The sequence below is a fragment of the Enterococcus sp. 5H genome (assembly GCF_028128615.1).
Taxonomy (GTDB): Bacteria; Bacillota; Bacilli; order Lactobacillales; family Enterococcaceae; genus Enterococcus_L.
Genome location: NZ_AMDP01000049.1, coordinates 76,899 through 88,549 on the forward strand (window position 1 = coordinate 76,899; position 11,651 = coordinate 88,549).

The window sequence follows — 11,651 nt, forward strand, 5'->3', positions numbered from 1 at the left end:
GGAACTTTTAAGAAATAGAGTCAAATATTTATGAGCGAATTAATGCTCAACCAGTAACAGTAAGATTCAGGATGAAAATGGAAAAGAACTTTTTGATTTGATTGCTCTAAACGGAAAAGTCAGTTGATCTTCCAACGCAGAAGCGAAAGTAATTGATGGCTGGAAAGTGAACGAAATTCCAACAAATACCCCAGATTTATATACCAAAGAAGCGTAGGAAGCTGTTTATCGCTATTCTAAAAAGAATATAACTAATAAAACAAGCAATACAAATAATACGTCAAAGATTGCCAGAATAAATTCTACGACTCAAGCTATCCTCAAAAAGAAAGAAAATCTGCCAAAAGCTTGGGAGAATAATGTATTAAACCAAATGGTGACCATTATAGGTTTAGTAAGTACCGGATATTTATTTTTCAAACGAATAAAGGTTAAAATATAAGTATTCTTGATTTTTGCTCCAGAAGTTAGAGCTGTTAGCTAACTTTTGGAGTTTTTGTATATAAATGAAAAAATTAATGACTGCTGTTATGAAAAAGTTGATCTTATCATGAAGAGTACGAGGATTAAGTTAAACAAGCAGATAAACTGACCAATTAATTATATAGATATAAGAAGGGGAAGCAAAACGGAACGTATCAATAGAGTAGAGTCTGTTGGGAAGTGTAAAAATCGAAGAATTTAAGCTTACTATTATTACTTGATTTTGGTATGAATCAGAAGGAAGAACCTGCAGATTAGCGCTATTAGAAATATAGTCATAAAGATGACGTGTGACGTAAGATAATATGTATTTGATTGCACACTATCTTGATCTAGATTATGAAAAGATTTAATAGTACTACTGATCAGAATTGTGTGTATTATGAGGTTAGACAGAATATCAAAAGAAAATGTTATTTATATGATTAAGAAAAAAGAGTCATCCATAAATGTAGGCATTTATTTATACTTATGAAAGTAAAAAAAATTTCGGTAACTTCTCAAAAATCTCTAAAAGAAAGGCTGGGAAGTTTTTTTGATATTACATCGAAATAATAGAAAAAAACTCCACCTGAAAACAAACGAATTTGAATTTAGTCTTAATGTATTAAGGCTTTTTATTTTTAAAAATTCTTTATACAATATTTAATTTAAGTTCATTTTTTTAACGGAAAACACGATATGATTAGCGCTCTTTGTCCGACTGGTGGAAAAAATCGGCTTAAAAGTAATGGTTTCAACATATTTTAAATGGATTATTTCCTTGTTTTTATCATTTTTTTCATGAAACGATAATTCTCTCTATCGTTATTTTACTAATAAGGTTCATACAGGTATAGAAGAAACTAAATGATTGATTTATCATTTTTCTATTCCAGATGAATGGAACCGTGACTCTACTAATTAACTTTGAAATAGCTGGATTACTATAGAACATTTCTGATAATGACCTATGCGGATGTGAACATTACTTTAATTAACAGTTTATTTTTTCCTTGCTAAAAGCTAATTTTTATAATGATATAAATCTAGAATATCGCTATTTTTACACTTCCCAATAGACTCTACCCTATTGAGACGTTCGGAAGTGCCGAGAAATTGAATTATCGAATAATTAGTGTTTTGTCGAACTAAGATTTAAGTTATATGGCTTCGTTATTTCGTGTCCGTTAAAGAGACAAATCACATTTGTATAAAAAACCCAAATATAATATCTTTTTCGTATGCAAAAAAACAAAAAGGAGGGAACAAAGTATGTATAATTTGGCAATGTTTAATTTACAAGGATATTCCATACCTGCGTCACTCAAGCTTTACGATTTTTATTTTTCTGATGAAAATCATCTATTAAACCAGCTAGAGAATGTTCACGGTATTGTTATTCACTGTTCAGCTGATGAACACCAAAATAAAGTTCTTGAGTTGATTTTATCTATTAAAAGGAGACTTATTTTACCAGTTTGGGTAAGGTCTGAGACGGACAATGTTATAAGCAAAAAATTAAATTTGGAACTAGGCGTATTAGGAAATTTTGATAAAAATATCACGAATGAAGAAATGTTTGTCATTATAGAAAACACCTTAAATATCGTTTATGACAAAGATAGCAAGGAAAACATCGAAACAAAAGTTAAGAATGAATTACTGCTTAATTCGTTGAATTTCAGCATAAAAATTCCTGACAAAGCAGAAATAAGTCTTACACGTATGGAATTTAAAATGATTTCATTATTAGCTAGTCGAATGAACCAAGCATTTACATATGAAGAAATTTATAAGCATGTTTGGGAAGATGAAGAAGAAATAGATAATTCCGCTAAAGGATATCGAACTTCGAATTTAGCCTTTCACATAAGAAATAAATTTATTCAACATGGAATAAATCCTAAAATTTTGAGAACAGTAAGATCGGTGGGGTACCTGCTTGATTCTAATATTGAACAAAAGGCTTTAAAGGAGGTGGTGGAGGTCACTAGCCAAAAGAATGAAAGTAAGGAGGCAAAATGACTGAAATGAACAGAAACAAAAGACTAATGTATAGCATTATTTTAATGGTGTCACTTCTTTGTTTAATTATAGGTGGTTATTTCTATATCTCTGCTACTAAGCTCTTTGCCAGACCAGAAGCAACAGAGGAGTCAACTGCTACGAATGAATCCGTTCAGTTGGATCCTGCTGATGAAGGAGAGGTAGAGCAAGAAACAGAAGAAGAATTAACTACTACATTTATTGAAGCAACAGAAAGTAGTAGTTTGACAGAGAAAATTGAAGCGACTTCTTTTATAGGCGAAACGGTCGAAGTTTCAACTTTTGAAGAATTACGTTTGGCTGTAGCAAACTCGGAAGTCAGTCAAATTGAAGTTCAAAATAATTTGGTACGTAGTGGTACAGGCACAGGAACTGCTATAGGGACTTTGAGTAGAGAATTATTAATTAAAGGAAATGGTTATACTATTAACTTTGGCGCTAATAATGGTAGTTTAACTTTGGCTAACTTAGCAGCAGATCAGGCTGCTACTTTACGAGTAGAAAACGCCTCATTAGTGAAATCAGGAGATAATTCTATATTTAATGCAAGTGGTACTGGTATAGGTTGGTCAGTGGAACTTGAAGATGTCAATACGGCAACAGGGAATGCCTCTAGACTTGCTTTAATACCTGCTGGACGACTAACATTTACTGGTGGGATGAACACTTTTGCGCAGACGTTAACGAATATATTTGTTGAAGCAAAAGAAGTTTATGTACAAAATCAGGCGCAAGTATCGATTACTAGAGGAAACTCCGCTGTATTTTTCTCAGCCGCGACAGTTGCTGATTCAAAAATTGTTATTAGTGAGAATTCTAATGTTTCAATTTCTGTAGCTAGAGGGACTGCTAATTTAATTGATATGAGAGGTACAAATCCGTCTGTTGTAGTGTCAGAAGAGTCTACATTGGAGATAAATGCTCTAGGAACAGGTGCTACTGTGTCAAATACGTCAAACAATGCAATTGTTCTGAGTGGTGCTCAGCCAACGTTAGATGTATTAGGGAATTCTAAATTGTTATTGACAACATCAGAGAGTAAACGTGCGATCGGCTTAGTTGCAGCTGAAGCTAAAATGACAATTGAATCAAGTGAGTTGACTGTTAATACAGCAACTGGAAGAAGCATTAATTTGGCTGGTACATCTCCACAAGTTTTAATCAGTAATAAAAGTGCTTTAAACTTGGTCAGTTCAGACAATGCACAGCAGATTTTATTGGAAGGAGCTAATGCTCTTTTTCAACTCGAATCACAATCAGAAGCGTATTTAACTACTCCATCAGGTAATGCACAAAATGTGGTTATAGGTAGTTCTGGGACTAATCCAACTTTACGGTTAGACGGAGGTTCTATTTTTGAAATGAGTAGCGGAGCATCAAGGGCAGCATCTGACACAGCAAATAATGGCATCATACTAACTGGATCGGTACCTTCTGTAGAAATTACGGATAAGTCGCAGCTAAATTTAACCATGACAGGAACTAAAAGAGCACTTTTCCTTAATGGTGTCTCTGGTGAATTGAAAGTGTCAGATTCATCAGTGAATGTAAATACTGCTAGTGGCAATGGAATCCACTTATCAGGAAATGATAGTAAAGTGGAAATGAAAAATAAAGCTAACGTAAATATTGACTCAGATACTGCGAATGCTCTCACTGTTCATGGAGAACGACCGGTCTTAAAAATAGCTAATCCCGAAACAATACTTAATGCTCGTAGTTCGGTTAGTGCTAATTATGTTAATGGAGCGATTTACCTTGGTTCCTCGACTCAGAATACACTTACTTCAGGTGCTCAAGTAGAAATTACAGATGGTGCACAAGTTCAAGCAGAAAGTAATTTAGCTTCTGCAATCGGTATTCAGAGCCAAAATGGGGATTTTGTTTTGTCAGATGATGCTAGCCTTAAATTAAAGAGTGGTGCTTCAACGGGGGAAGCAGCTGTACTGCGCTTCTTATATTTTGGAAGTTATAATTTTACCATTGATAATGCATTGTTAGAAATTAGTAAAAGTGGTGGAACTGCTCCAGGAATTCGTATGTACGGTGGTAATAATCACATAGAAGTTAAAAACGGTGGGATTTTCCAGGTAAATACTCCTGGTGGTGGAACTGCAAATGATACCTCTAATCAAGGAGTTCTTTATACAAGTAATGGGAATTCGCTGAATTCTTTTTCAGTTAGTGATCCAGGTTCATCTGTTATCATCAAAGCAGAAACTGGTCCTGCGATTGATATGTCAAGTGGTAATGGAACAATTGATGTATTAAATCAAGGATTATTTCAGGCTGCAGGGCAAACACGTAGCGCGAGTGGTGGAATATTTAATGCAGGAATTTTAACCGTTACATTTGATGATCCTTTGTATATGGACTTCCGGAACAATCGTTCTGATGGTGGAAATATTTTTAATGTTTCTAGTGGCTCAACGCTAACGGCTAAGCAAAGTGATTTAGCTGTTTGGGTTAATGGTAGTGATTTAGATGGCGATCCAAACATTAATTATCGAACACTTGACTATTCTTTTAGTGGTCAAAATTTCAATGCGCTAGCTTCTACTGATAAACCGGATATTTTAAATACAGATAATTTTGGAACTACGGGTTTAACAACATTTTCACGTTTGAGTTCAAATAATGCTCGTTGGGCAGTTGCAGATGAATTGCTAGTTCCGACAAATGCCGATAAGAAAATTTATGGACATATCAGTATACCTGTAGGTCTGTATGATTCACGTTCTGCATGGGATGACGAAGCTGTAGTAACGATTGAAGTAACAAAGGCTAATGGCTCTACTCAAACCTACAGAGGCAAATCTGTTGGACACTCCGATGAAGAGCCTGGGATTAGTATCTATGGTGAAGAACCAAGAGGGGGACTTTTTGAAATCACCCTTAATGACTACTTAGAAGTCGGTGATAAAGTTGAGGTGATAGCGGTTGGCTTGACTAGTGGAGAATTAACACCTGGATATGAAAATGTTATTTTAAGTGATCCTACAGTAACTTTTCCAATAATTCCTCCAACACCTGCAGTTTTTGACAGTGAAATAGTATTGAGTACAGCGTCTACAATTCGAGGCTATTCTGAAAACAGAGATGTTGAAGTGACTGCTACTCATAATGGACAAACGATTGATACCTCTGATGTATCAGTTGATAGTTCAGGTAATTTCGAAATTTCGCTAAGTGGGTTAACATTGTCTGAAAATGATGAAATTCAAGTATTTTTAAGAGATAAAGCAGGTTTTGCAGAAGAGGCTGGAGTTGTTAATCCGCCAGTTACCAATAATGAGATTGGAAATATCAATCCTAAAGAAGAGTTAGTGTTTCATGATACGAAATTTAGTCAGGCGACTATTTTAACAGTAACAGAAATAGTAGACGCTGTTCTAACTGTAGAATTCACTAATGAGATTGATCAAATACTTCCTGGCTATACAATTACGATTGATGGTCTGATAGGCGACGAAATTGATTTAACGAAAGAAGAACGTGTAGTTGAACAGTTAGAAAATTTGATAAATGCTGGCTATGAAATTGCTGAACGTCCAGAAAATGAAGCAGGTGTCATTTTAGATAGTACTGAAGTGGCGGTTCGTTACAAACTTCAAGGCGTTCTGAGTTTAGCATCGGCACCAAATGCTCTTGATTTTGGCACACTGACATATAATGCTACAACTAAGCGGGTAGAAGATCCAGAGTTTGATCAACCACTGATTGTTACGGATACGCGTGCAGATACTGCGAATGGCTGGTCGTTAACTGCGACATTGTCGGCACCAATGAGAAATACTTCTGGACAAGAATTAGTTAACGCCTTGCGTTATGTATACGAAGGTCAAGAAACGATCTTAGATACTAATGCCCAAATGGTTTACTTAAACCAGGCGGGGGCAGCTGGAAGTTTCGAGATAAGTAATAGTTGGGGGAACCAAATAGGTACCGATGGTGTGAAGTTGCAAATTGGCTCATCAGATACAGTGCATACAGGCAGCTATGTCGGTGTAATCACTTGGAAAGTAATGGCTGGTCAGCCATAAAAGGAGATAGAAAAATGAGAACTGTCAAACCAATCATCTTATTCTGCTTCTTGTTGGCACTCTTTAGTTTAACCTTGTCACCAGTCATTGGTTATGGAACGGACGGCGCAGGTGGGCAAGTTAATACTGGTGGAAAAATTTCATTCTATGAAGTAGAAACATTACCAGATGAATTAACACCAGTGGTACCGGGAATTCAAGATTTATCTACCAAAAAAGATAATGCTACAGTGGAAAAGCCAGTAGGGAATCTTCCAAGTACGGGAGAGTTGATCAGAACTTTCAGTTTTATCGGAATCGGCATAGTACTACTTAACCTTCTTATAATTGTATTACGTAGACGGGTAAAGGAGGGAGAATAGATGGAAAAGCAGAGTTTTAACGTTATTAATAGCTTTCTTATCCTACTAGCAAGTGTGACTCTTTTTAGCCTGAATGTATATGCAACTTCTGATTCATTAGATCAATCAGGCAGGGTTACCGTCGAAGGAAGTTCAATCTCGAATCCAGTTGATCCGGAAAATCCAGGTGATATCACTGATCCAGGAGAAGGACCATCAACAGATGGACCGCTACGTATTGATTATGTATCATCTCTTGATTTCGGTCGAGTTCAGCTAGCTGATACCAACCTCACCTTTATGGCATTTGCCCAACAATTCTTAAGTGAAACTGGGCCAAGAGGTAGCTTTATCCAAATCACCGATCAGCGGACCAATTCAACTGGCTGGACCCTTCAAGTGAAGCAAAATCATCAGTTTAGAAATACGGTGATTCAAGAATCTAGCGAACAAGAACTAAGTGGCGCTGTCCTTTCATTAGATAAAGGCTGGGCTAACAGCAGTGGAAACAGTAGTTCACCAACGGTGACTCGAGAAACGATTGCGCTAAATTCGATTGGCACAGCCTACGAATTAGCCACCGCAACAGCTGGAAATGGCCGCGGTGTTTGGACAATTGCCTTTGGTGCTTCTGAAACCAATAGCAATAATATGGAAAATACTTTGTCACCAGTGGTAGATGCGGCAGGAAATGCTGTGAAGGATGAGTTTTCCGGCAAACCGGCGTATCATAATTCAGCCATCAGTTTAACCATTCCAGCTGCAACAAAAATCTACCCGGTGCAATATGCAACAGAAATAACTTGGATATTAGCCGAGTTACCTTAACCTTGTGATACTTCTGGATTCGTCCAGGTTATCAAATAAATTACACACAAACACACTAGGAGGAAACACATTATGAAATTCACATCATTATCATCAGCAGCGATTGCCGCTGCACTAACAATCGGAGCATTAGCACCGACAGTAGCATTAGCAGATGCAACAGAACTAGATTCAACAGGAACGGTAATTGTTGAAGAAGGTGGAGACGAAGAAAGTCCAGGCGTATTCGATCCAGAAAAACCTACTGAAGTATTGCCTGAGCCAAATCCAGAACCGGGTGAAGCAGTTAATCCAGATTTAGGTGCATTGATGATCGAACGTACATCAAACTTAGATTTTGGAACGATCAAAACATCTGCAAATGAAGTAACAGCATTCGCTGCACCAGCAAGTTTTGGTGAAGGTGATGAGGCTATAACACGTGGTGCTTATGTACAATGGCGTGATATTCGTGCCGGAGGTACATTTGGTTATACAGTAACCGCTGAAATGACACAACAATTTACAGGTGCGTCTTCAAATGCATTAAGCGGATCTACTATTGATTTCAGCAATGGATTCATTTCAGCACAAGGGGACAACACAAACACAGTTCCTACAGATCCAGGAGCATTCCAATTAACAGAAAGTGGCGGTGCTACAACAGTTGTGACTGCTAGCCAAGCTGAACAAGAAGGAAAAGGTCGTTACATTATGGCTTTTGGTAATACTGAAGAAGAAACAGAAGATAACTCTGTGAAATTAACAGTTCCAGCTGCAACAGCTTCAAACATGTCTGTTGACACATACACAGCAAAAGTGACTTGGAAAGTTGTAGCGGCTCAATAATTTCAGCTTTACTAAAAGTAAGAGGTTGGGGAGAAGTGCTAAACTTCGAGAAAGAAGAATGAGCTCATAAAAATTGGTCTTTAAACTTTTGTGAATTCTAGCTTATTTCTGAACAAGTTGATTTTGTTCCTGCTTTTTATTCAGATGTAGTGTGTGGAGCAAAACTGATTTTTAGTTTTGTCCCCCACACTTACTTTTATCTGGGAAAAAATTTATACATAGAAAAATAAAAAGACATGAGGTTATAAACATGAAAAAAAGAATAAACGTAATAGGAATTATTTCATTAATTGTATTGATACTTTTGCCAAGTATCCTTTTTACAATTCCAGTACATGCGGATGATAATGATGAACTTTCAGTAGCAACGGGGTTTACCTATAGACTACATTTTCCAAGTAATCAAATGGAAGACAATATTGGTTATTACAAATTAAAAATGTCTAAAGGACAAGAACAGACATTACGCATAACACTTTCAAATCCAAGTGTAGAAAAAGTAACAGTTAATGTGGGGTTAAATGGAGCTGTAACAAATCAAAATGGTGTGATTGAGTATGGTGATTCGGATATTGAGAATGATGAGTCCCTAAAATTTGATTTTGAAGACATTGTCTCTGGTCCAGAATCCATTGACTTAAAAGCGGGAGAAACCAAAACTTTAGAACTAAAAATCAAAATGCCTGAAACTAGTATCGAGGGAGTGATCGCAGGTGGAATTCAGCTGATGAAAGCTGACCAAGATGACAATGCATCGGTTGAAGGTGGTTCACGTATTATTAACCAATATGCGTATGTTATTGGACTTTTATTTCAAGAATCTGAGCAAGAACTAGTACCAGATTTAAATTTAAATAAAGTCTTTGCGGGACAAAATAATTACCGAAATACAATATTCGTTGATTTCTCTAATATCATTCCCGCATTCTTAAACGATATGACCGTAGAAACCCAAATTAATGCTAAAGGAAATGATTCTGTTTTATACGAAAGAAAACAAACCGCTATGCGTATGGCGCCCAACTCGTTTATCCAGTTTCCTATAAGTATGAATGGTGAGCGAATGGTGTCAGGTACTTATGTAGCCAATATCTTAGTTACGTCAGGCGACCAACGATGGGCGTGGACAGAAGAATTTGAAATTACGCAAGACGACGCCGATAAATTTAACGAACGAGATGTTGGTTTGGTGCAGGAAAAAGGACTGGACTGGCAGCTAATTGCGCTGATTGTCGGAGCTGTCTTACTGCTGATTGGGATTATTTTCGGGATTATTACTTACTTGCGTAAAAAGAAACAAAAAAAAGAATTAGAAGCAAAAAAAGCACGTAAGAAAAAAGAAAGCCAGGAAAAACAACGGGGAAAAAGACCACAGGATGAATAGGGGCTGAGGTAATATGTCTATACTGGAAATCGTTTTTATAGGGGGGGTTGTAACATCAATCCTCTTCCTAATCGGTGTGGTACTCTTTTTATTCCGATACTTCATTCAGCGAAAAAAAATGAACGCACTACCAAAAAAGAAATTTAAAAATAAACAAAAAAACAGAAGGATTTTTAAACAACGAAAAGAATTTCAACAAATGAAGAAGAAAAGTCTGGTGCTTGTTTTTATATTCATTTTTTTAACAATAACTTCTGCTAGTCTTTCTACGTACATCTCTTATTATCAAGCGATGAATTTAACGACAGAAGATTCAGATTCGGTTGTACGGGGTTACTATCTCCTCCGTGATCTTGAAGATCAACTAATTTTGACTCGTGATCAAAGTGATGACGAAGAAAAACTACAACAAAATATCCGTTATTTAGCAACAGCTATGGCGAGTTATGGAACAAAAAAAGCAAGTAACTTAAATTCTCAAGAAGGGCAATTGATTTTAAATCGGTATTATAATGCTACAAAACAATTAGGTATGAACGCTAGTACACAAACTAAGAATTTTTATGGTAATGCAAACCTAGTGGAAGAATTCTTAAGAGATATTGATCAAGTAAAAGAGTATGAACAAGCGGCATTTAACTATTACAAAGTAAATGAAGCTAGTTTCTCAGAAGGCGAAGGTTGAGTTGTCTAGTTAAAAAAACTAACTTAAACAAAAATTGAAAGATTCAAGGGGTTACAATCATAAATAGATGACATTGTTGGAGTTTCCACTTTAGAAAAGAAAATAAAGTTTTTCACAATATTACAGGATAATATCTAGTGTTTGAATTTAGAATAGTGTAGCTACTTTATTCGGATGGTGACTATAGTATTGGCTTTTATAACAATACAGAATGTAAGCATGATTCACACTATTAGAATACAGATTAGGTTAAAAAATTTATAGTAATTAGATGCTGTATACACCACTAATCTATCTATGAAAAAATCAAGGGAAATAGGAGTTTGATACAATTTGAAAGACCAGTTACTAGTAAAAATTAAAAATAAACAAGCAAAAATCGGGATTATTGGCTTAGGCTATGTCGGTTTACCGTTAGCGATGGAATTTATTCATGCGGGCTATCACGTTATCGGCATTGATGTAAACGAACAAACAGTCAAAGCACTGAATGAAGGTCAGTCCCATATACTAGATGTCAAAAATGAAACAGTGACCGCGGCAGTTGAATCCACTCGATTTACGGCAACCACCGATTTTGCCTCTATCCAAGAGCTGGACGCACTAAGCATCTGTGTCCCAACACCTTTAAATAAAAACCAAGAACCTGACATTAGCTTTTTAGAATTTACAGCCGAAAAAATTGAACAGCATATGACCAACAGTTTGTTAATTATCCTAGAAAGTACGACCTATCCCGGTTCAACTAGAGAATTATTTCATCATAAGTTAGAACAGCAACATAAATACATAAATCGGGATTACTTTTTATGTTTTTCACCTGAACGGATTGATCCGGGCAATGCTACGTTTCAAACCAAAAATATACCCAAAGTAATTGGCGGGATAACGGAAGAAAGTTCTGAATTAGGCCAAGTCCTCTACGGTTCAATATTAGACCAAGTGGTGGTGGTAAGCTCGCCTGAAACAGCTGAAATGAGTAAATTACTTGAAAATACCTTCCGCAGTATCAATATTGCGTTTATCAACGA

At 36.2% G+C, this 11,651-nt stretch carries 8 protein-coding genes; all 8 read left to right on the forward strand.

The features are described 5' to 3' along the window. Nucleotides 1–1,737: 1,737 nt before the first annotated feature. The gene (locus tag C240_RS13895) at nt 1,738–2,490 is read left to right on the forward strand and encodes a DNA-binding response regulator (protein ID WP_271497061.1); all 753 of its coding nucleotides are present in this window, start codon (nt 1,738–1,740) and stop codon (nt 2,488–2,490) included. Further along, nucleotides 2,487–6,554, forward strand: coding sequence for a pectate lyase-like adhesive domain-containing protein (locus C240_RS13900; protein WP_271497062.1), 4,068 nt, complete (start codon nt 2,487–2,489; stop codon nt 6,552–6,554). The genes C240_RS13895 and C240_RS13900 overlap by 4 nt, the downstream gene beginning before the upstream one ends. A 14-nt stretch (nt 6,555–6,568) precedes the next feature. Beyond that, entirely contained in the window at nt 6,569–6,916 is a 348-nt protein-coding gene (locus C240_RS13905; RefSeq protein ID WP_271497063.1) for an LPXTG cell wall anchor domain-containing protein, read from the forward strand. Continuing rightward, the gene (locus C240_RS13910) at nt 6,917–7,723 is read left to right on the forward strand and encodes a WxL domain-containing protein (protein WP_271497064.1); all 807 of its coding nucleotides are present in this window, start codon (nt 6,917–6,919) and stop codon (nt 7,721–7,723) included. 72 nt (nt 7,724–7,795) lie between these two features. Next, nucleotides 7,796–8,551, forward strand: a complete 756-nt coding sequence (locus tag C240_RS13915) for a WxL domain-containing protein (protein WP_271497065.1) — start codon at nt 7,796–7,798, stop codon at nt 8,549–8,551. A gap of 250 nt (nt 8,552–8,801) precedes the next feature. Further along, nucleotides 8,802–9,935, forward strand: a complete 1,134-nt coding sequence (locus tag C240_RS13920) for a DUF916 and DUF3324 domain-containing protein (RefSeq protein ID WP_271497066.1) — start codon at nt 8,802–8,804, stop codon at nt 9,933–9,935. A gap of 199 nt (nt 9,936–10,134) precedes the next feature. Further along, nucleotides 10,135–10,620 (forward strand): hypothetical protein, encoded by a 486-nt coding sequence (locus C240_RS13925; RefSeq protein ID WP_271497067.1) that lies wholly within the window; start codon nt 10,135–10,137, stop codon nt 10,618–10,620. 333 nt (nt 10,621–10,953) lie between these two features. Then, a partial coding sequence (locus C240_RS13930) for a nucleotide sugar dehydrogenase (protein ID WP_271497068.1) occupies nt 10,954–11,651 on the forward strand: 698 nt, incomplete at its 3' end.